Genomic DNA, 22,250 nt, shown 5'->3' with positions numbered 1-22,250 from the left:
AAAAGTACTCAGAATTCCGCAGCTAGGAACTCAGTAATCAGAATGGGGAAGCAGCTTGGGAAAGTCATGAATTGTAGAGTTCTCGTAACTGCTGCGGGAAAACACCACACCAAAATTGAAAATTTGGTGGTCTAGAATTATGTCTGTGGTTTAAATCCCCCACTAATTGCATGTCTTATTCCTAGCTGCGGAATTCTGCATTGTTCTTTAAGAGGTTTTTTTGTAGAGGCTATTATTAGCAACAGCCTAAGTAATTTTAGTGTAAAAATTGCGACAACGCAAAGCTCTCTTGGTTGTAAAGGTCGTTTTAGCGTCAAAATAATCAAGGATTCGTCTAATTTATTAATCGGACTTTTCGTTTCTATGACTCATCAAGAAAGCAATGCTAAAGAATCTTCTGTGTCGTCGCGAGGATGGCGAAGTTTACAGGAAAATCTGATTCTGATTGCGATCGCCTTATGCTTGGCACTGTTGATTAGGACTTTTGTTGCTGAACCCCGCTACATCCCTTCAGATTCAATGTTACCAACCTTGCATAAAGGCGATCGCCTGGTAGTGGAAAAAATCTCCTATCTTTCTGGTTCCCCACACTTAGGCGATATCGTCGTTTTTCAGCCACCAGAGGAACTGCAACAGCGGGGATATCCCAAAGACCAAGCTTTCATTAAACGCATCATTGGTACCCCTGGCAAGACAGTCAGTATTGCGGGTGGCAAAGTTTACATTGATGGGCAACCAATACAAGAAGACTATATAGCTGAACCACCAATTTTACCAATGGAAGGACGGCAAGTTCCCCCTAACGAATTCTTTGTTATGGGAGATAACCGCAACGATAGTAACGACTCTCGCTACTGGGGGTTTTTACCCAAAGAAAATATTATTGGTCGGGCAGTGTTTCGCTTTTGGCCTTTTAATAGAATTGGGGTTATTTGATTGTAGAGACGCGCCATGGCGCGTCTGTAGATTAAAATCGGAGATAGTACATAAGCTGAGCGATCGCATCACCAGGTAAGTTTAACCTTTGCTGAAAATCAGCCAAATTCCGGTAAAATCCAGCTGATATGCGGTTATCCACCACTGCTTGCGCTAAGGACAAATCAATCAATGGCACATTTGCTAGAGCCTCAACTGTTGCCGTGTTAGGGTTTACTATATTGCTGGGAAGAACTAGAGATTCCGAGTCGTAATAACTAAAATTTAGAATAGGTTGGAGTGGCTCTAGCCTATGTACTGGCAGACTTAAAGCTGCGGCAATATCTTCAATGCAGTAAAATTTCACACCAGCACGAGAAAGTTCCACAAGCGATCGCGCTTGATGAATTGATAACCCTGGTAGACGCAACCAATCATCAACAGTAGCTTGATTGGCATCAATGCGGATACCCAGTTGTGCGGCGATCGCAATTTCTTCCCCTGATTGTAGTCGGTAGTAGGGGTCGTTAAGCAGCTTGGAGCGTAGCTTTTGTAACTTGCGATTTAAAGGTAGCCAATTTTTCATAATATTGGTTGCTTCCAGAAATTCACTCTAGCAACTGGCGGCGCTTTTGCTCAAATTCATACTCACTTAGGAGTCCATCTTGGCGCAAACTTTCTAACTCCCGCAAGGCTTGAGCAATTGCTGCTACTTGATTGCTAGCCGAGTGTGAGTTTTTGATAGCCGATTTACCTAAATTAAAATTACGGTCAAAAGCTTCTTCGTCTTGCGCTAAAAACCAAACTCCTTCAATAGCGCTTGCTACCTTAGGAATGGGTGTCCAGGAAAGCAACACATATAAAAGACCCCACAGCGGCTGTCCTAGATAAAATTTATGTAATCCCGAAATTGTCAGCGTACCGGAAAAAGCTAAAATCGCGGCAACGCTTCGGCTTTTTCGCTGATTAAACATAATTAAAGCACCATAATAAATTCAGCATTGCTGATATCCTAGCCGAAACCCAATATCTGAATCTATTGTATTCCTAAGCTAGGAGCGATGAGCGAGTTGAGACTCAGGACTGCATGGGCATTTATAAATAAATATGAAGTAATTATTTATCTGTGTCCATCTGTGTGCATCTGTGGTTCATTATTTCTTTCTTTTTTGAATTTTGTATACGCTGCGGACACCTGAACCCTTGCGTACCGCAGGCATAGGGCTTGCGTGAATTTGAGTGCTGCGAGGGTCAAGTGTTGAAATTGCGGTAAAAAACCGTACTCAAACCGAAGCTAGTTTTCTAGATTATTTCTCTAGACTAGAATAAAGTAATAGGCATCAACTATGAAAGCTACTGAGTGTCGCCCCTCAGTGGAGTGTAGGCAAAATGGGATTTTTTGATTCTGACATAGTTCAGCAAGAAGCCAAGGAATTGTTTGAGGACTATCAAGCACTGATAACACTTGGCGGCAATTACGGCAAATTTGACCGCGAGGGCAAAAAGCTGTTTATTGAGCAGATGGAAGCCATGATGGAGCGGTATCGTATCTTTATGAAGCGTTTTGAGCTATCAGAAGATTTCATGGCGCAAATGACCATACAGCAGCTCAAGACTCAGTTGAGTCAGTTTGGTGTAACTCCCCAACAAATGTTTGAGCAAATGCACCTCACCTTACAGCGGATGAAAGCTGAACTGGAAAAACAATCATAACACAAGAGTTTTGAGTTAGGAGTTCTGAATCAACTTAGAACTCCTAATTTATAACTCTAATTTGATTTTGGGCGAGGAAACTGATAAGGCGACTTAAACTTCTCCACAGGTACACCCTTAAGCGCCCTCAACATAAAATCGCGCCAGATAGGAGCAACCATAGTGCCGCCCGTCGCACCACTCGCCAAAGTTCTGTTGTCGTCCCGACCTACCCAAACAGCAGTTGTTAATTGGGGTACGGTACCGACAAACCAAATATCCTTCTCCGAGGAAGTTGTTCCTGTCTTACCTGCTGCTGGGCGGTCTATTGCAGCATTTTTACCAGTACCATCATTAATGACAGAGCGCATCGTATCAACAACTGCTGCTGACGCCCAAGGATCGAGAACTTGCTGCGGTTTGGGTGTGTTGTCAAGCAACACGTTGCCACTACTATCAGTCACACGAGCAATAATCGTCGTTGGCGACTGCCAGCCATAATTGGCAAAGGTCGCATAAGCACCTGCCATTTCCAACGGTGTCATACCAATAGCACCTAAAGGTAGAGAAGTCACAGGTTCCATCGGACTCATAATACCCAAGGTGCGGCAGGTTTCGACAACCTTATTCATCCCCACAGCCTTGCCAAGCTTAATAACCGGAATATTACGAGATAGCTTGAGAGCGGTACGAATTGACATTGCTCCCCCATAGCCACCATCGTAGTTTCGCGGATGATACCAACCATCACCATCGCGATAGCTCACAGGGGTATCGTACACTGTTGACTCTGGTCCATATTTACCAGTTGCAAAGGCAGCGTAGTAAACAAACGGCTTAAAAGCAGAGCCAGGTTGGCGAAATGCTTGAGTTGCGCGGTTGAATTCGCTGGTTTTAGCATCTACACCACCCACCAGTGCTTTGACAAAATGGGTGCGCGGGTCAACTGCAACTAGAGCAATTTGGTTTTTAGATAACCCTTGCCCACGTAGTCTATTATGCCACTTACTGACTGTTGCCTCCGCCATCCGTTGGAAGTCGGTATCAACTGTGGTTTGAATTCGCATCCCACCCTTGAGCAGCGCTTCACGACCAAATTTTTTCGCTATTTCTTGGGCTACGGCGTTTGTTACATAAGGTAAAGCGCTGCCTTGGAATGACCTAATCTTACCCAGTTTGATTGGTTGTTTGAGGGCGTTGTCGTACTCTTGTTGCGTGATCCAGTTCAAATCCTTCATCCGCCCCAAAACTATTTTCTGCTGCTCTTTTGCCTTGTTCATATGAATGAACGGGCTATAGTCTTCTGGCGCTTGGATCAAAGCAGCCATCATCGCCGACTCAGCCAAGTTTAAGTTTTCGGCAGACTTATTAAAGTAACTCCGTGCTGCTGTTTGTACGCCATAGTTGTTATGACCCCAATAAACTTGGTTGAGGTACATTTCCAAAATTTGGTCTTTGCTGAGAATTTGCTCCAAGCGAATTGCCAGTACTCCCTCGGCTATCTTACGGGTAACGGCACGCTTGTGAGACAAGAAAAGGTTTTTCACCAACTGCATGGTGATGGTTGAACCACCCTCACGCACGCCACCTGCTGCCCAGTTGGTGACTACTGCACGTCCAACGCCTTTAGGATTAATGCCGTGGTGATAATAAAAGTCGCTGTCTTCACTCGCCAGTACTGCTCGTTTGAGATCTGGAGAAATTCTATTCAAGGGTATGACCTCACGGTTGGCTTCTCCGTGGATACTTGTCAACAGTTTGCCCTTGAGGTCATAGATATAAGTCGTTTCTGATGGCAAGAAGCTGCGTAACTGTCTAACATCAGGCAAATTGCGGAAACTAACGGCTAAGCCAACCAGTCCTCCCGCTACAATAGAACTTGCCAGCATAGTGACGGATAGTAGAGTACCGCCAGTTACCTGACCTACTCCTTTGAAAAACTCAAAACCCGACGTAGCTGGCTGAGGTTGGGGCTGCTTATTTTCAAAAGTCCTGGACGACACGGCGATTTCACTTCCTCACTTGTAAATATAAGTGTAATGTCTTGGTAAGCAAGGCGGCTAATTTTTTGCAATTATATTAGGTTGGCAGATGAAAGTAATACAAATTGTCAGTGACCATAACCAATCCTACTTTGATAGTGCAAAGCGTAAACAGTCAATCTCCTAGTAGTATGACCCAAGATTTTTCTTGGTTGCGTCGTGGTGTTGTTGAAATTTTCCCACAACCTACTGATTCTGAAAGTGAAATTGAAAGTCTAGAAAAGCGTTTGACAATAACTGACCGACCTTTAAGGGTTAAATTAGGTATTGATCCTACAGGTGCGGATATTCATTTAGGTCATAGCATACCAGTGCGAAAACTGCGAGCGTTTCAAGATGCTGGTCATACGGCAGTACTCATTATTGGTGATTTTACCGCTCGCATTGGCGATCCGACAGGCAAATCTGAGGTACGCCGCCAACTTACAGAAGAAGATGTGGCGAAAAACGCCCAAACTTATCTTGACCAAGTGCGACCTATTTTAGATTTTGATACACCAGGTAGGTTGGAGGTGCGTTACAACTCCGAATGGCTGTCTAAGCTAGACTTGGGCAAAATTTTAGAGTTACTCTCTACAATGACAGTGGGGCAGATGCTGGCTAAAGAGGGCTTTGCGGAGCGCTATAAAAAAGAGAATCCTATTTTCCTTCATGAGTTCCTGTACCCGTTGATGCAAGGCTATGATTCTGTCGCCATTGAAGCAGATGTGGAATTAGGAGGGACTGATCAAAAGTTTAACATTGCCGTAGGGCGTGATTTACAGCGCCATTTTGGGCAAAAGCCTCAGTATGGGCTGCTGCTGCCAATTTTGATTGGCTTGGATGGTGTACAAAAAATGTCCAAGTCTCTAGGTAATTATGTGGGTTTATCTGAACATCCAACCCAAAAATATCAAAAGCTGCAACAAGTTCCAGACCATTTGCTGAAAGATTATTTTACACTGCTTACGGATTTACCATTAGAGAAGCTGCCAGATAATCCACGCGATCGCCAAAAACTCCTAGCACAGGAAATTGTTAAGCAGTATCATGGTGAACAAGCTGTTAAGGACATTGAGGCAGGTGACGTTCCAGAATTTTCCCTAGCGGTCGTCCAGTTTCCAGCAAAGCTAGCCTACATCCTGAATGTCAGTGGCTTGTGCAAAAGTAGTGGGGAAGGCAGGCGGAAAATCCAAGAAGGTGGAGTGCGCCTCGATGGCGATCGCATCACCGATGTTGACACCACTTTCGCTGACAAGAGTGAATTGCACGGACGAGTTTTGCAACTGGGGAAAAATAAGTTTGTCCGACTGATACCTTAATGAAATGGGGGTGCTAGTACCGCAAGGCGGAAGTCACGCATTCAAAAGTCAAAAGTCAAAAGTATTATGGAATGGGCTTTTTAGGGATTTTAAATGGTTGCCCTATTTACGCCGCTCTGTACTAGGCACTGCGCCCCTTGTGTTAAAAAATCATAAAAAGAGATTTAGAACCACAGATGGACAACGGACACTTGCTTCAACGGGGGGAACCCCCGCAACGCAGTGTCCTCCAGATGGACACAGATAATTAACTAGTGTTCCATGAGTGTTAATCTGTGGTTTGATTTTTCTTATTCTTGACTTTTGCCAGAGGCTTAATGAATATAAAAGAGCGAATTATCGTACCTCTAGATGTACCAGATGAGCAGGCGGCGATCGCCCTCATCGAACGACTTGAATCAGTTACTTTCTGGAAAGTTGGCTTGGAGTTATTCACAAGCACAGGACCAAAAATTCTGGAGGTGCTAAAATCTCGGCAAAAACGTATTTTCCTGGATTTGAAGTTTCATGACATCCCCAACACCGTTGCTGGTGCTACCCGTGCGGCTGCTCGTTACGGCGTTGATTTGTTGACAATTCATGCTTCATCTGGTAAAGATGCCTTAAAAGCAGCAACTGAGGCAGCATATGCAGGAGCAACAGATGCGGGTGTGAAACCACCAAAGTTAATTGCCATTACCCTGTTGACAAGTATTTCTTCCAGGCAGCTAGCGTTTGATTTGAAAATTCCTCTAGAATTACCAGAATATGCTCAACAGATGGCTTTGATGGCTCAAGAAATGGGCTTTGATGGAGCGGTTTGCTCACCCCAAGAAGTGGCACAATTGCGACAAACAAGTGGAGATGATTTTTTGCTGGTTTGTCCGGGAGTACGCCCAGCTTGGGCTGAGAAAGGTGATCAGGCGCGATCGCTCACTCCTGCACAAGCCTTCAAAGCAGGAGCAAATTACCTCGTCATTGGGCGTCCCATCACCGCAGATCCCAATCCAGAGTTAGCCTGGAAGAGGATTATTGAAGAATTAGTGACATGAAGTCAGGAGTCATCAAAAAGAAAAATAAAAGCTTGTGGCTTCTTGGTTGTGGCTTCTGGCTGTTATTATCAAATGCCTTGGATACCCCAGCAAAAGCGAAGAACCTCACCTCCAACCCCTCACCACAAGCCCAGAGGGAAACCATTGGTGGGAAGAAGTCTTCTTGCGCTAATCAAAATCTAGAAGCTTTAACAACTGGGCTGTTGCGAGATTTACCGAGTTATGCCAATCGCGCCAGTCAACGCGCCCGTCGTTTAAGCAGGGCAACTGACGTTTACAGTTATATGGTAGTCGCGGGAAGACCTGAGTTTGCACCGCTGCCTCTTAACCCTAGCGGATACACCACAGATTCCCTGAAAACGGCGTCAGTTGGAGTAGAACAAGTCTTTTTTACAACTTTAGAGCGACAGTACACTGCTGGCAAGCCAGTTCAATTGCAGCAATTCCACTGGTTGTTTTTAACAAAAACAAAGAGTGATTGGCGTTTTGTGATGATGTATTCTCAAACTGGTTTGCATCCAAAGAACCAACCGCCTACACCACCACGGGATAGTAGTAATGGTGACATTGCTCAAGCAATTAATGCTTGGTTGCGAGATTGTCAAGCGGGAAGCGTGCGTGTGCGTTATAGGAATTTGGAAGACTCGCGTCAAAAGCCGCCACCGCCACCATCACAACCGCCGCCACCGCCGCCACCGCCATCAAAACCGCCTCCACCACCGTCGCAACCGCCGCCAGAGTCATAGCTGCTACCGCTGTCATATCCTCCAGTATCGCCACCGTACCAACCACTGTAGCTGCTACCAAGAGAAGAACGGTTACGAGATTTGCGTTTACCACCTCTAAATGAACTGCGTGGAACTTTAAGAATTAGCACCACTAGCACAACTATAAATAAGATGAAGAACCAGCCCAACATAAGCTTTCTCCTTGGCAGTAGTACGTGACTCCAGGCTCAACCATCTGCCCTAAATTGGCGAATATTTTTGGACTGAGGGTTATTAGCTACTGGAAAAACTGTATTCCTAAATAGGAATACAGTTACCTACCAAGTGAAGCGACAGCATTCCGGATTTTCTACCAGTCTTTTAGTAAAATAACTGATGCTTGCTAGCTAGTGGTTATTCTGGATTTCATCAAACTTGGCACGCACAGCTTGTACATCTTGCCACATCAACCATTTCGGGCTGCCGACTTCACGAGATTGGTTACGTAGCAAATAAGACGGGTGAAAAATCGGCATACACAACCGCCCGTCCCACTCGAGCCACTGTCCGCGAATTTTACTAATTGCGCGTTTATCACCAGTTAATCCTTTTACAGCCGTTGCACCTGCCAAAAGAATGATTTTTGGGTCAACCAGACGAATTTGTTCCAACAAATAGGGTTTGCAAGCCTCCATTTCTTCAGTGGTGGGAACTCGGTTACCAGGGGGACGGCAATTATGTACAACGCCTGCGGGTGTCACAAAATTGGCTGTATCTTCAACGTCAATACAGTACACCAGATAAGAATCAGACTTTGGTGGTAAGAGCCTTTTATTAACTGGTTTCCAGTAAGTTATGACTGCTTCTTCCTGGTAGGCTTCCAAATTATATGGAATTGAATGAAGTTCCTCTGGCAATTTGTACCGCATAGAGAAAGGAACATATTCGGCAATATGCTCTAAAAATCTGATTCCTTCTCCATATCTAAAACAGAGTCTCCAAGTAGACCTAAAAACAGCATAAGTTTGATAACCTTTGCTTGCAAAAAACTTAATAACTGTTTCAACAGTTTCTTTTGTAACGTCTCCTAAAGCAATTTCAACGTCAATAGGTTTCCTTATTTTTCCTTCTTTAGTTTTTCTTCTCCAATAGCCATCATCCATATACCAAATGGCTAAACCAAAACCGTCTAACTTTTCTAATGCTGCACTAGGAAAATCTTTTTTTCCGTTAGGATACCATTCTTGACGCAGGTCATGCAGATAATAAGTTTTTGCCAATCCCATGGTAATAGATGCGTGACTAGCGCCATTCTGAGTCTTCGCCAAATACTCTCTCAACTGCGGTCTAAATCCATGTAATACTCTTGCTTTCAGCTTTAAGTAAGCCTCTTGCTTATCACTGTGATTTTCTATAAATTGACCATTGGCACTAATACAAGCATCACCTAACAAAGAACCAAGTAAAATTTGTAGACCTCTTTGCCCAGGCGCAGGTGTGCCAGTGGCAACTAAATCATCATCCCTTAATTCTTCAACACTAATCCAACCTCTTTGGGTGAGAACCTGATGGTCACCCGTAGCAACGTAGCCTACTTCACCTTTATTATTTAATTTGCCATTTTTGAAAGACACTTTGTAGAGAGGTCTTCCTGCTAGCCTTGATCTGTACCAACCAGTGACTTTTTTCCAAACAAGACTACCATCGTTATCAACACTCAAAACTTCACCTGACCACTGGTTTTTTACAATCCAGTTAAGTCGTTTAACACCATCTTTTGTAAAAACTTGGGTGTAACCGTCAAGGCATTTATTGATGTTACTAATGTAAACATCTTTTTCAGTATCTAACTTAACAGATGCCAAAATTTTCTCCAGCAACTGTCCTGCCTTTCCCACAAATGGCAACCCAGTTTCGTCTTCATTTTGACCTGGTGCTTCGCCCACAACCATGATTGGTGCTTTAAGATTGCCACGTCCAACAACGGCATGAGTGCGTGTGTCTCCCAATCCACAACGGTGACACTGGTTGCAATGCTGTGCAACTTCAGTGATACTGGCATAGGTTCCAGGAGGGATGGGAATTTTAGCATTTGTGGGAATTAGCTCTTTTTGGTCGTTTGAGTCAAAGTTTGACTCCTCAAAGAGGCTGAGTTGTTCGTTGCTCATGAAAATTTTTAATATTAGCGCAAGTGCAAGCTATAACGTCTGGGTTTTCTCAAGAGTGTGGGTCAACCTAACTCTATTACGGATATTGAATCAAGAATCTTGTTGAAGTTGTGTTTGTACTGGTTTAACAACAACACGACCATTTTCCACAACAGTGCACTTTTTAGACGTGCTTTTACCATTATTAGCTGGCTCATTAGCACATCGTGTTTTATCAGTACACTGCGTTTTATGGTATTGAATATTTTGCTCTTGTTGTTGATTAAGGGTGACAGCACAACAAGCAGAAGTAGTTGATAACATATTTTATAGTATTTTGATCTGTGTATACTATTATCGCTCGATTAAGTCTTGGTTTTACAGCAAATACTTATCTGCTTAATAGTCCTTGAGTAATAATACTTAAGCAAGATGACATGGAGCAGAAAAGTTTATGCGTAAGAATTCTTTAGAGTGGCGGATGATTTGAGGATTCAAGCCCTCACGAAGAATGCATTCTGACTCCTGAATTCTGTGCCTGCTCCGGAGGAGCTGCGCATTAGCGTAAGCTCCCACCGGGTGAAGGCACGGGTAGCGTGTCCGCAGGACATATTCTGGCTTCTTCTTTTGACATCTTTCTGTCATATTTGCACCTCAAACTAAAAGTATGTTGTCCATAAATATCAACTTCAATTACGTGAGTCGATACAAAGGGGTTGATGACTATTAATGTTGAAATTTTTAACTGTCGGTGCTGTCATAGCTACTGTTTTTAACACGCAAGTGAATGGCAGTCTATTAAGTTCACCGGAAAGCGTTGTTAATCAGACACTCAAAGCTAGCCCATTAAATTTAGTAGTCACAGATGTAATAGCTAATGCTCATACTGAATTGACTAATACTCAAGCGTCAATAGATTTTCCAGACTCTAGTGATAGTTTAGAAGTGGTAGAACCAATAGATCCAACAGGGATAATGTTAGGTCTATTCGTACTTGGTAGTGTTGCTGTTGTAGTTACTCTCAGTACACAAAAAGGCAATAATCGCTCTATTACTAAAATCAGCCAACAGAGCAAAGCAGATACGATTCTCCTTAAGCAAGCAAGTCCTAGGCTTCAACAGAAACTCCTGAGACTTTTGCATAATGATTGGGATGCCGCAAACCGCCTTTTATCCAAAGTCAAAATGAAAAATCCTAATAGGTCGGTTAACTGGTATGTAGAGAAAGTGATTTATGATTTGGAACGCGATCGCGCTTAGCCCAGTGCTGCTCATTCTGGCTATTAGAACCAAATCTTTTGTGTTAATCCCCTATAGGGGGGTTAACACTGTTGATTTTTTTATCTGTAATTTTGACATCTTTTTATCTTATTATCATTGACTCAATGACTCTTACAAAACCTGAAATACTTGTACAACAAGAACTTTCGTATTGTTAATTAACTCATCAAACTGAGATTATAGAGTTGTAGACAACATTTTTATACCACTTCAGGAGCTATAGGATAGTTAACTAGATGCCATATTTTCATGTGGCTGCAGTGATCATGTTGCTGGAAATGCAAATTTCAAACTGCTCCTAGTTATGGCGTCGGTGAACATCCAACGACGAAGGAAGAACAAATCATGATTGACTTCAGCCTCACTCCCGAACAGCGGATGTTGCAGTCAAAAGCGCGTGACTTTGCCGAAAGAGAGATTAAGCCTATTGTTCAAATTATTGAGGAATCTAATAATCCAGAGCTTGAACCTTGGGATTTCTGTCAAAGTGTGTTCCGCAAAGGAACCGAACTAGGATTCACGTCATTGTTGCTTCCAAAAGAGTACGGTGGTTTGGGAGGAAAATGTGTAGACCTTGTTTTGGTTCTGGAAGAACTGGGTGCTGCTGATTCCAGCATTGCGTCTAGCTACTTCAATTTGACGGCGGCGATGTCGCTTTTTGTAAGTAGGGCTGGAACAAGCGAACAGCAAAAGCGGATATTATCGCACGTCCTTTCTGGAGAACCTCACTTGTATAGCGCTGCGGAGAGTGAGCCAAACGTCGCAACCTCAGATTTGTTCTGTCCGCTACCAGATGCCAACATCGGAATTAAGACCTTTGCACAACGCGATGGTGATGCATACATCCTGAATGGTGAAAAGTCATCGTTAGTGACAAATGCTGGCATCGCCGATGCATATTTTATCATTGCACGTACAGCTCTCGATAAGCCATTGGGCGAGAGTATGTCCATATTCTACGTGCCAGCAAATACTCCAGGTCTTAAATTTGGCAAGCGCACCGAGATGATTGGCTGGAAACCCTCGCATCATGCGTCCATTCATCTTGATAACGTCAGAGTACCCGCAGAAAATCTCCTTGGGCAAGAGGGGGAAGCGGCAAAACTCCTGATGTTGCTTCCTGAAGTGGCTATTGGACTTGCAGCTTCTTATGTGGGTTTAGCTCGGGCTGCTTATGAATATGCCCTAGATTATGCTAAAAAGCGCGTCAGTTGGGGGCGTCCAATTATTCAGCATCAGGCAGTAGCTTTGAAGCTGGCTGATATGATGATAAACACTCAAGCTGCGCGATTAACGGTATGGGACGCAGCTTATACCGCAGACACTAATCCCCAACTCGCTGCGATGGTTAAGGCACCAGCAGCTAAGACTTTTGCTGTGGATGTGGCAATCAAAAACGCGCAAACAGCAATGGAAATTTTGGGTGGCTATGGAGTAACCAAGGAGTCCCAAGCGGGTAAATTTCTTGCGGATGCCTCTATTGGATACTCATGTGACTTCACGCGAGAAGTTTTGCGTCTTGGGCTTGTTAACTGTTTGTAAGGGTTTAATGGGACTTTGAAACTTTCTGGAATCAAAAGTGGCTGAAAACCTTTCTAGGCAAGGGGAATACGTCAATAAGAGAAAAGTGTCCCAAACCCAGTACTGATTCAGTTAATTAATTATGATTCCCACGATGTCTGAACCCCACCCCTTAATCCCCTCCCCGCAGGCGGGGAGGGGAGTTTTGGCGCAAGACAAAACCGGGGTGGGGTTCAGAGGGAATTACAAGCAATTAAATCAACTTGATATCAGCAGAGTTTCTAGGAAACACGCTTATTCACATCATATTTAATGGGTCAATATCAATTGTTAAACTGACAGACTGAGGACAAAGTTTACGCACTTCCTCCCAATCTGGCAACTGTGGCAAGGCATGGGGCGCAAATTTTAGCAATATCTGCCAGCGGTAACGATTCGCTACCCGTAAAACACTAGCTGGTGCTGGTCCCAAAATGTCTAACCCCTCATGTTGAGGCAAACTAGCTGCTATGATTTGTGCCGTATTTTCCACTTGGATTGCCTCGGTACTGCTTAAGCGCAATAAAATCAATCGTCCGTAGGGAGGATAATTGAGTGCTTGCCTTTGTTCCAATTCGATATCTATGAAAGACTGATAATTGTGATTTTGCACTGCTTCAATCACAGGATGTTCTGGGGTGTATGTTTGGATAATCACTCTTCCTGGCTCTTCTCCTCTACCAGCACGTCCAGCAACTTGTGTTAGGGTTTGAAATGCCCGTTCGCTAGCGCGATAGTCTGATAAATGCAGCAACCCGTCAGCAGCCACAACACCCACAAGTGTGACTTGAGGCAGATCCAATCCTTTGGTGAGCATTTGCGTACCGACTAACAAATCTGCTTCACCGTTCGCAAACTGAGTCAGAAGAATACGGTGCGCTCCCTTTGTACGGGTGGTATCGCTATCAAAGCGGATGCAGCGCAATTCGGGAAACTGTTTTGCTAACTCCTGCGTGACTCGTTGGGTACCACTGCCGAAAAATTTCAAGTATGGAGAACTGCATTCGGGGCAGTTTTGGGGATGCGATCGCACAAAGTTACAGTAATGACACCGTAGTATTTGTGGCGCATTCTCCTCTGTGTGGTGATAAGCCAGCGACACATCACAGTTGGGACACTCTAGGACATATCCACAACTGCGACAAGAGACAAATGTGCTATGCCCCCGACGATGGATAAATAAAATTCCTTGCTGACGGCGTTCTTGCAGTTGCTGCAAAGCTTGTTGCAAGGAACGACTAAAGATAGAACGATTTCCTAACTGCAATTCTTGCCGCATATCCACAACTTCTACAGGAGGTAGAGGACGGGAATAGATGCGATCGGGGAGGGAGAGGTAGTGAGTGGGGGGAGATGAGGGGGATGAGGGGGATGAGGGGGATGAGGGGGATGAGGGAGATGAGGGAGATGAGGGGGACAAGGAAATATTTTCTCCCTTGTCTTCCGTGTCTTCTTCTACTCCCCCTGCTTTGCAAACACTTACCCACGTCTCTAGTGAAGGAGTTGCCGAACCTAGCACCAAAGGACAGTTTTCTAACTCGGCTCGCCATTGGGCGACGGTGCGGGCGTGGTAGGTGGGGATGGGAGAATCTTGCTTAAAGCTGCTGTCGTGTTCTTCATCCAATATTATTAAGCCCAAGTTTGGTAGAGGGGCGAAAACTGCACTTCGCGTCCCTATAACAACTTGGGCTTCTCCTGTCAACATTTGCCGCCAGGTATCGTAACGTTCACCGTCTGAAAGGGCGCTGTGGTAAACGCTGACTTTGTTTCCAAAACGAGCGCTGAAACGGTCAGTTAACTGGGGTGTGAGTCCAATTTCTGGCACTAAGACGAGAGCAGACTTGCCTTTCGCTAGTAGAGGGGCTATTGCTTGCAAATACACCTCTGTTTTTCCAGAACCTGTGACACCATGCAAGAGTACCGTAGCACATCCATCTAGATGGGTAATGACCCCTAACGCTTGCGATTGAGCTGGTGTTAGTATTTTTGTCTGTTCCAATGCTAGCAAACCCCCTTGCGTTCCATCTGTAAGTGGGGGGAACACAGGAGGAGTTCGTAAGACTTCTCGGTCTTGGATGACGATATACCCCTTTTGTTCTAACGTCTTAAGAATGGATGTACTTGTGTTACAAACTTGTAACAGTTCAGTTTGCCACAACTCGCCGCCGCGCCTCCGCAGCACTTCCAAAACTTCTCGCTGGCGAGTGGTTAAGTCACTGTCAGATGTACTGCCTATAAGTGTGACTGCTTTTTGCTGTTTTGGTCGAGTTGGTCGTGGGGGTTCTAAATAACTTTCCACTAAACCCCGTTGCTGCAACTCCCGGACACCCCGGTAAGCTGCTTTTACTTGGCGTTGCAGGTAGGCGAAGCTGTAATCTCCATCTGCTTGCGCTTGTAAAAGTTCCAGAATTTGCTGCGCTGCTGGGGAGAGGAAGGGTACGGGGGATGAGGGAGATAAGGGAGATGAGGAGGATGAGGGAGATGAGGAGGATAGGGAGAGTGTCGGCTTGTCCTTTCTAATAAGGCGGATGCGACGCTGCGATCGCCCTAACAAACCGGGTGGTAAAGCGACACGTATAACTTGAATCAGGGGTGTGTAGTAGTATGCTGCAACTCGATTCAAAAGTTCCCAATAAGTCGAGGGAAAAAAGCCTACACTAACGACATCTTCTACATTCCGAACTTTTTCTAGTGGTAGATCGGCTGGAGGTTGTGTTAGAAAACGAATGGCGATTCCTCCTAGCTGTTGCGTACCAAATGGCACACTTAAAATATCCCCTGGTTTTACTTCCAACTGATCGCTTAGCCGATAGGTGTACAGTCCTGAAGTTCCCGGACAGTCTACTAGCACTTCAATCCAACGATTTTCAGTTCTTCCTGACTGGTACGATTCTCCAGCTTGGGCAACTACCAAAGGGGGCAAACTAACGCCATTCATGTACATAGTTTCTAAATTAATAGAACAGATATTTCTCTTACCAAAACAGTCCTAAGTGCCAAGTGCCGAGTGCTTAGATATCCCCTTTTTGTTTTCTATCCTCCAGAGTACTCAAGCCCTTAAAAAAATACCGAGAAGCCCGTGAATTGATTCTTGGAGAAAAAGAAAAATTTTTCCTTGTTCTATCCCCTGGATTCATCCATAGGGATTGGATCATAACTCAGGGCTTAGGACTCAGCACTGATAAACCAGTTTGTCTATCTTAACCAAGTTTCCTCAACTCTAACTGTATGCATCCGTTAACAAAAAATGTAATTGGCAATACTGTCATAAGACATAATACTTGATAAGTTTCGTCTTAGGTAATTCTGCAGAAAATTACTCCTAACTGGAGAAGGCAATAAATAATGTCTACTCAACGAAATGAGACAATAGCTGCTTTTTTCAGAATATTTTCTCTGATTACTAAATTGATTACTAAATAGGGAATAAGCCTTTTCCGCCCATTGATAGATATTCTACGCTGTAAGTATGTGAGATCCTTTATCAGGAGAATACATTGCTAAACTTTTTACTTGCCAAATTCCTTATACAGGGGAAAGCTCAACAGCGATGCATAACCCCACTATCAAAACTCAGATACATTAAGCGACTACCAAGGCATAAAAAGTCAAAAATTTAGAAAATTACATGAATATTTAAGGTTTTGGAGACAGACAAATGAAGTTTTTATATTTGTTAAAATAGGGCAATTTTAATTGAGGAGGGTGTGAAATATTTTTTAATTAAGAAAAAAAGAGGAAAATATATGTTGGCAGTCTGAGAGAATGTTTATCAGGTGCAATTACCAGGATTAGTTAAGAACAGTATCTATCTGGAACCGACAGCTGAAGTCAACTGAGGTTTAAGTGTTAAGGATGAAGTATGAATAAACCCCAAGAATAAATGAAGCGGGGATTGTCTGCCAGTGTTCCCTATTTTTTCATTCTTATGCCTTGATCCCAGCCTATGGTAAGTCACCTTCCAAACATCTTTACAGTCCTTAGCCTAAGACACTTTTGCCAAAGCGGGAAATTCCTGTAATAACAGTATAGATAACGTTGATCAAACTCACATAAATTGTGGACAAAGGCCCGTATTCTATGATTCAGCGGGTGTATTTGTCCCTCAGAAAAACCACCAAGCATTTTTGCAGAGCAGCTGTCACTAATTATGTACCAAACAGAGCAACAATCCCTGAAGGAAACTATGAATATTGCTGACTTGGGAACAATGGAAACAATGGGAAGTGCTGCTGATAATGAAGAATTATTTATCACGTTAGATGCAGTGGCAGATGAAGAAGCCCCAATTGTTGTAGAAAATCTGGAAGCCGAAGATCGCGCAGGAGATCAAATGGCGGCGGCTCGTCCCTCGGGATATAACAAAACCGAGTATGATGATGCCGTCGGCGCTTTTTTTAAAGAAATGGCTCGGTACCCCTTGCTAAAGCCAGATGAAGAGGTGGAATTAGCGCGGAGAGTCCGGTTTTTAGAGGAAATTAGAGAATTACAAGCTTCCTTGTCTGAACAACTAGGAGATCAAGCGAATAAGGCAACTGTCGCTTCCCATTTGGGGATGACAGAAAAACAACTAGAACATCGCTTGTATCAAGGGCGAGTCGCAAAACGTAAAATGATTCGCTCTAACCTACGGTTGGTAGTATCTATTGCTAAACGATATTTAAATCGCGGAGTTCCTTTTCTAGATTTAATTCAAGAAGGAGCAATGGGGTTAAATCGTGCTACGGAAAAATTTGACCCAGATAAAGGATATAAGTTTTCTACTTATGCCTATTGGTGGATTAGACAAGCAATTACACGGGCTATAGCCAACGATGCCCGGACAATTCGCTTGCCCATTCATATTGTTGAAAAACTTAACAAACTTAAAAAAGCGCAACGCGAACTCAAACAGAGATTAGGGCGCAATCCTACCGAAGAAGAAATGGCGGAAGCTTTGGAAATTCCCGCGCCACAACTACGCCAGCTGCAACAACTACGACGACAAGCACTTTCCCTCAACCACCGTGTTGGTAAAGAAGAAGACACGGAATTGATGGATTTGCTAGAAGATGAAGATAACCTCTCTCCAGAGGCGAAAATGAACGAAAGCATGATGCGCCAGGAGATTTGGGAAGTCTTAGGTGACGTACTCACTCCACGGGAAAAAGACGTCATCTCTCTGCGGTACGGTTTAATTACCAGCGAACCCTGTACCTTGGAAGAAGTTGGCACTATGTTTAATCTTTCCCGCGAGCGAGTTCGCCAAATTCAGAGCAAAGCTATGCGGAAGTTGCGGCGTCCTCACATCGCCAAACGCTTAAAGGGGTGGCTTGTATAGTCAACAGTCAACAGTTAACAGTCAACAGTTAACAGTCAATACTCAAGAGCAACCAGCGCTACAGGAGAGTTTCCGTCTGTAGACAACTGGCGTTTTAGAGTTAAAAAACTTATGACTATTGACTATCCACTATAAAATATGGACTAATGACTAATGACTAACAACTCATGACTCATAACTAATGACTTCGCGTAGCGATTTAATTTTGCGTTTTGCTGAACCAGCCGATTGCAATGTATTGTTTAAATTAATTAAAGCGCTGGCAGAGTACGAAAAATTATCTCATGCCGTCACTGGTGATGCTGTGGCACTACAGGAGCATCTATTTGGCTCCCCCATATACGTAGAAGCAATATTAGCAGAATATACAGGGCAAGCTGTGGGGTTTGCCCTATTTTTTCATAATTATTCAACATTTTTGACAAAACCAGGAATTTACCTAGAAGATTTGTTTGTTTTACCAGAATATCGACAACAAGGTATTGGCAGAGAACTGATCACCAAAATAGCGCAGATAGCTGTAGAACGGGGTTGTGGAAGGTTAGAGTGGAGTGTGTTGGATTGGAACGAACCAGCGATCGCATTCTATCGCCGTATGGGAGCCACTATCTTAGATGATTGGCGAATTTGTCGCGTTACTGATCAAGCGCTGAGCAAATTAGGTTGTCAGGGATAGAAATAAATTGACAAAATTCATAAAATCTGCATTCTAATTTAAGTATTTACATCAAGCTAAAGCAACGTGAGTTCGACGAAACCTAACCCCAACCCCTTCCCTACAAGGGAAGGGGCAAAAAATCCGCAACGCACGTACGAAAGAATAGGCTTTTTAAGCCTCTCCCCGCTTCGGGGAGAGGAATGGAAGCGGGGTTCTTCATCATCTATCGAACTCACGTTAAAGCAAATTCCTAACTTCAGCGGGTGAAAGTATTTCAAAGAACCTTGGTGTTTCCTAACACAGACGCTAGGCGAAGACTAAGGTTGGCTCATGGATAAAATGCTACTTGAAAATGTAGCAGCATACGTGGTGGAACAAACCGACAAAGGCTAGAAGTAGCTCACGCAAAGGCGACCCAGCGCTGCAGGAGGGTTTCCCTCGTGCCGGCTCTGGCGTTGCAAAGAGAACCTTTGTCTTTGTGTATTTGCGTGAGATAAATTTATGAATTTGCTTCCTCTACCAGGATACTACATATTTTTCTTTTGAGGAAGTTTTACACCTTGTCTTTTGACAATTTTTCTGATGACCCGTAAAGTGACGAAATCTCTTACTAAGCTAAAACACTTATTGATTGCATAGTTTTAAAGTGAGGGTTGTCTTTTGTCATCAGTCGTTTGTAAAAACACGCGGACTAATGATGCTCATCACAAAAAATTAGGTGCAATTTTTATGTGGAACAGCTTAGGGTGCTGTGTCATAAGGTTTTTTTGTGGTGAGAGAGAAAATGAAATTTAGTTTCCTGATTTTTCAAGTTTTATTAATTAATTTTGCTTTCGCTTCCGTTACCTTTGCACAAGAAAATAATTTAGCTTACAAAAAGACTTCTATAAAGAAGACATCAGAAATTCCATACTTAAATGAAATAAAGCTACCATACACTAGTGCAGAATTATTGACTCAAACGCCAGCCCCATCTAAAAAGCCACAAACAACTGATAAACCAGAACCAAATTCCACACCAAACGAGTTAGAACCCACAGTTGAAGATGATGCCATTATTATAGATGTGACAGGGGAGAAAGATGACCTTCCTCAATCTACTCCAACATATGTTATTGAAAAAGAGGAAATTGAAAAACAGGGTGCGACAAGTGTATCTGATGTTTTGAAAAAATTGCCTGGATTTGCTATCAATGATACAGGTCATGGTGCAGATATTCACACAGGTACATACTATCGCGGAGCCTCAATTAACCAATCTGTATTTCTGATTAATGGCAGATCTATTAACACCAATGTCAACACCTATCATGGTGCAACAGATTTAAATAGTATTCCTGTAGAGTCTATTGAACGAGTGGAGTTGTATAGTGGTGCAGCTTCTACTCTTTATGGTTCATCAGCTTTTGGAGGAGTTGTTAATATCATCACGAAAGAAGGTAGCCGTGTTCCTCGCTTCAATGCGGCGGCGGAATTTGGTTCTTTGAATTTCAATAATCAGCAATTAAGCTATGGTGGTGCAACTGGCTCTTTAAGATATAACCTGAGCTTTGAAAGGTCTTTTATTGATAACCGTTACCGCGTTCCTGTTGGTGCAGCAAATCGTGATGCGCGAGGATATTTATTTAATGCAGATACAGCAAGAAGCACATACTTTGGCAGTTTTGCCTTTGATGTAGATCCTAGGAATACTTTAAGTTTAGATGTAACTACACTCAGCAGTCGTCGGGGATTAATTTATTTTGGCTTTCCTTTACAAAGAGACCGACTAGACCACGATAATTTAAATATTGGCTTTTCTTGGAAAACTCGCCTTGGTAATGGGAACACTTCTGTTGTCACAACCACATTCGGTTATAACCAAGATTACTTTAACACTTACGGTCCTAGCAACCAATTTTATCGTACAGGAACTTTAGATACACAATTATATACAGCTAGAATAGACCATACGTGGCAACTCACTCCAAATTATAAGTTGCGTTGGGGATTAGATTTACAAAACACAGATTTAAATGGGGATGCATTAAGTACAGTTCCTAATCGAGTCGCCTTGAATGAAAATGAAAGCGAGAGTTTATTGAATACCGCATTATTTGCAGTTAATAGTTTAAATATCAGCGATAATTTTCAGGTAGATTTGGGTTTGAGACAAAGCTTTGATAGCAAATTTGGGAATTATCTCAATCCTAGTGTGGGATTTAAATATGATATTGTTCCTGCTTTAGCTGTGCGGGGAAGTTGGGCGGGAGGACAGCGCAATCCTGGTTTGGATCAGTTGTATGTTTATGATACGGTACATGGATGGCTACCTAATCCTGATTTAGAACCAGAAACTGGCTCATCTTGGACTGCAGGAGTTGATGTTAAGTTTTTGGAGAATTTAGTAGGACAGTTCACTTACTTTGGCAGTAGTTTAGATAATCGTTTAGGAGTCGTACAAGGAACATGGCAAAATATCGGGTTAGTTGATACCAATGGTTTAGAGGCGGCGTTACGGTGGACAATTGGTTCTGGATGGTCAACTTTTGTCAACTACACATACACAGATGCCAAAATACAAACAGGACCAGAAAAAGGGTTACAGTTGGGCTTAATTCCCTACTCTGTCGCTTCTGCTGGTATTGGTTATGAAAACAGAGGCTGGCAAGCTAATTTGTATGCTACTTATTATGGTGGCGCTCGTCGAGCCATATACACAAGAGTGGGAGATACAATTACAGAGTTCTCGCCATCTTTCTTTAATTTGGATTTTAGCGCTCGCGTTCCTGTTACGAGAAATTTGGGGTTGACGGTTTACTTAGAAAATTTACTAGATGAACAATACGAGCGAGTCAACCGTATTTATAGCCCTGGGTTTACGTTCCGCTTGGGTTTAACGGCTAATATTTAAAAGATGCGTCATGGCTCGTCTCTACATCTGTTGGCGTTAGAATGGCTGTTATGATATCATGTCCGGCTAATTAGTTATGATTTCCACGTTAATTGCACCCCACCCCTTAATCCCCTCCCCGCAAGCGGGGAGGGGACGTGATAGCGAAGCGTGGCGTTAGCCATAGCGTAGCTTTACAAGGGTGGGGTTGTTAGGGTAATGACAAGTATTCAAGCGGACTTGATATGAGAGCCAGAATTGAAAACAGTGTACTTTTTCTGCACCACGAGGATCTGCCAGAGTACAAGAAAGGCGGTTCCGTGGTGAGGAACAGTTATTTCTGGGCGCTGCGTTCAATTGCGGGTAAGGCTTCGCGTTATGGTGATTGGGAATACGAACCTGAGGTTTGGTTAGCATTGGCGCGGATGCTGTTATCCTTCGCCGAGTCTAGGTATTTGGGGCTTAGAGAAACTGTGCTGGAGTTTCCTCTATCTCAAGGAGAAATTCCTGATGTGCTGCGAGATGTTTCCACCTGGGAATAGGATAGAAGTGGAGGTTAATACGCGCGTTGCAGATCAAAACCTCACCCCTAACCCCTCTCCTGAACTGGAGGCTAATACGCGCGTTGCAGTCAAAACCTCACCCCTAACCCCTCTCCTTGGTAAGGAGAGGGGAAATAAAGCGCAGCTTTATTGGGGTGAGGTGTAAGTCATGAACGCAACTC

General features: G+C 43.5%; 18 protein-coding genes and 2 pseudogenes. 11 read left to right on the top strand and 9 right to left on the bottom strand.

The window, feature by feature from the left end; all coding sequences use genetic code 11:
* Positions 1-363: 363 nt before the first annotated feature.
* Positions 364-936: a signal peptidase I gene (gene lepB / locus ACM0OZ_RS06300; RefSeq protein ID WP_414581943.1), complete on the top strand. Its 573-nt coding sequence runs from the start codon at positions 364-366 to the stop codon at positions 934-936.
* Between the two features lie 31 nt (positions 937-967).
* On the opposite strand, the gene ACM0OZ_RS06295 is transcribed toward lepB, so the two are convergent.
* Together ACM0OZ_RS06295 and ACM0OZ_RS06290 are read right to left on the bottom strand one after the other, a co-directional pair.
* Positions 968-1,501, bottom strand: a complete 534-nt coding sequence (locus tag ACM0OZ_RS06295; protein ID WP_414581942.1) for a helix-hairpin-helix domain-containing protein — start codon at positions 1,499-1,501, stop codon at positions 968-970.
* Between the two features lie 22 nt (positions 1,502-1,523).
* Positions 1,524-1,889, bottom strand: coding sequence for an NINE protein (locus ACM0OZ_RS06290; RefSeq protein ID WP_414581941.1), 366 nt, complete (start codon positions 1,887-1,889; stop codon positions 1,524-1,526).
* Positions 1,890-2,304: 415 nt separating this feature from the next.
* Here ACM0OZ_RS06290 and ACM0OZ_RS06285 point away from each other — a divergent pair, with 415 nt between their 5' ends.
* A complete protein-coding gene (locus ACM0OZ_RS06285; protein WP_041034719.1) occupies positions 2,305-2,628 on the top strand; it encodes a DUF1825 family protein in 324 nt (107 codons plus the stop codon).
* A gap of 56 nt (positions 2,629-2,684) precedes the next feature.
* Here the strand turns inward: ACM0OZ_RS06285 and ACM0OZ_RS06280 are convergent, their stop codons facing one another.
* Positions 2,685-4,610: a transglycosylase domain-containing protein gene (locus ACM0OZ_RS06280; RefSeq protein ID WP_414581940.1), complete on the bottom strand. Its 1,926-nt coding sequence runs from the start codon at positions 4,608-4,610 to the stop codon at positions 2,685-2,687.
* Between the two features lie 170 nt (positions 4,611-4,780).
* On the opposite strand from ACM0OZ_RS06280, the gene tyrS reads away from it, so the two are divergent.
* From tyrS to ACM0OZ_RS06265, 3 genes are all read left to right on the top strand, one after another.
* Positions 4,781-5,950, top strand: a complete 1,170-nt coding sequence (gene tyrS / locus ACM0OZ_RS06275; RefSeq protein WP_414581939.1) for a tyrosine--tRNA ligase — start codon at positions 4,781-4,783, stop codon at positions 5,948-5,950.
* A 317-nt stretch (positions 5,951-6,267) separates the two neighbouring features.
* Positions 6,268-6,981, top strand: a complete 714-nt coding sequence (gene pyrF / locus ACM0OZ_RS06270) for an orotidine-5'-phosphate decarboxylase (protein ID WP_414581938.1) — start codon at positions 6,268-6,270, stop codon at positions 6,979-6,981.
* Positions 6,978-7,727 (top strand): hypothetical protein, encoded by a 750-nt coding sequence (locus ACM0OZ_RS06265; RefSeq protein WP_414581937.1) that lies wholly within the window; start codon positions 6,978-6,980, stop codon positions 7,725-7,727. Before pyrF ends, ACM0OZ_RS06265 begins: the two co-directional genes overlap by 4 nt.
* On the opposite strand, the gene ACM0OZ_RS06260 is transcribed toward ACM0OZ_RS06265, so the two are convergent.
* From ACM0OZ_RS06260 to ACM0OZ_RS06240, 5 genes and pseudogenes are all read right to left on the bottom strand, one after another.
* Positions 7,631-7,900 carry a hypothetical protein gene (locus tag ACM0OZ_RS06260; protein ID WP_414581936.1) on the bottom strand — a complete coding sequence of 90 codons (270 nt, stop codon included), beginning with the start codon at positions 7,898-7,900 and terminating at the stop codon, positions 7,631-7,633. The genes ACM0OZ_RS06265 and ACM0OZ_RS06260 overlap by 97 nt on opposite strands.
* Before the next feature lie 195 nt (positions 7,901-8,095).
* Positions 8,096-8,617: a uracil-DNA glycosylase gene (locus tag ACM0OZ_RS06255; protein ID WP_414582057.1), complete on the bottom strand. Its 522-nt coding sequence runs from the start codon at positions 8,615-8,617 to the stop codon at positions 8,096-8,098.
* A gap of 117 nt (positions 8,618-8,734) precedes the next feature.
* Positions 8,735-9,409 (bottom strand): annotated as a pseudogene (locus ACM0OZ_RS06250) (hypothetical protein); the annotation flags it as partial.
* Positions 9,410-9,460: 51 nt separating this feature from the next.
* Positions 9,461-9,856 (bottom strand): annotated as a pseudogene (locus ACM0OZ_RS06245) (uracil-DNA glycosylase); the annotation flags it as partial.
* Positions 9,857-9,946: 90 nt separating this feature from the next.
* Positions 9,947-10,159: a hypothetical protein gene (locus ACM0OZ_RS06240; RefSeq protein WP_414581935.1), complete on the bottom strand. Its 213-nt coding sequence runs from the start codon at positions 10,157-10,159 to the stop codon at positions 9,947-9,949.
* A 405-nt stretch (positions 10,160-10,564) separates the two neighbouring features.
* Here ACM0OZ_RS06240 and ACM0OZ_RS06235 point away from each other — a divergent pair, with 405 nt between their 5' ends.
* On the top strand, positions 10,565-11,095 hold the full coding sequence (locus ACM0OZ_RS06235; protein ID WP_414581934.1) for a hypothetical protein: 531 nt from the start codon (positions 10,565-10,567) through the stop codon (positions 11,093-11,095).
* 366 nt (positions 11,096-11,461) lie between these two features.
* A complete protein-coding gene (locus tag ACM0OZ_RS06230) occupies positions 11,462-12,658 on the top strand; it encodes an acyl-CoA dehydrogenase family protein (RefSeq protein WP_414581933.1) in 1,197 nt (398 codons plus the stop codon).
* A gap of 277 nt (positions 12,659-12,935) precedes the next feature.
* Here ACM0OZ_RS06230 and priA read toward each other — a convergent pair whose 3' ends face one another.
* Positions 12,936-15,620 (bottom strand): primosomal protein N', encoded by a 2,685-nt coding sequence (priA, locus tag ACM0OZ_RS06225; RefSeq protein WP_414581932.1) that lies wholly within the window; start codon positions 15,618-15,620, stop codon positions 12,936-12,938.
* 1,206 nt (positions 15,621-16,826) lie between these two features.
* Here priA and ACM0OZ_RS06220 point away from each other — a divergent pair.
* The 4 genes from ACM0OZ_RS06220 (at position 16,827) to ACM0OZ_RS06205 (ending at position 22,068) form a co-directional block, all read left to right on the top strand.
* Positions 16,827-17,996, top strand: a complete 1,170-nt coding sequence (locus tag ACM0OZ_RS06220) for an RpoD/SigA family RNA polymerase sigma factor (RefSeq protein WP_414581931.1) — start codon at positions 16,827-16,829, stop codon at positions 17,994-17,996.
* A 181-nt stretch (positions 17,997-18,177) separates the two neighbouring features.
* Positions 18,178-18,672 (top strand): N-acetyltransferase family protein, encoded by a 495-nt coding sequence (locus tag ACM0OZ_RS06215; protein WP_414581930.1) that lies wholly within the window; start codon positions 18,178-18,180, stop codon positions 18,670-18,672.
* Between the two features lie 766 nt (positions 18,673-19,438).
* A complete protein-coding gene (locus ACM0OZ_RS06210; RefSeq protein WP_414581929.1) occupies positions 19,439-21,547 on the top strand; it encodes a TonB-dependent receptor plug domain-containing protein in 2,109 nt (702 codons plus the stop codon).
* Between the two features lie 224 nt (positions 21,548-21,771).
* A complete protein-coding gene (locus tag ACM0OZ_RS06205; RefSeq protein ID WP_414581928.1) occupies positions 21,772-22,068 on the top strand; it encodes a hypothetical protein in 297 nt (98 codons plus the stop codon).
* Positions 22,069-22,250: the final 182 nt, after the last annotated feature.

The organism is Scytonema sp. PCC 10023, assembly GCF_963920835.1.
Classification (GTDB): Bacteria; Cyanobacteriota; Cyanobacteriia; order Cyanobacteriales; family Nostocaceae; genus Kalymmatonema.
Note: the sequence above shows the minus strand (reverse complement) of the source record. Positions and strands in the feature narration are given on the sequence as shown.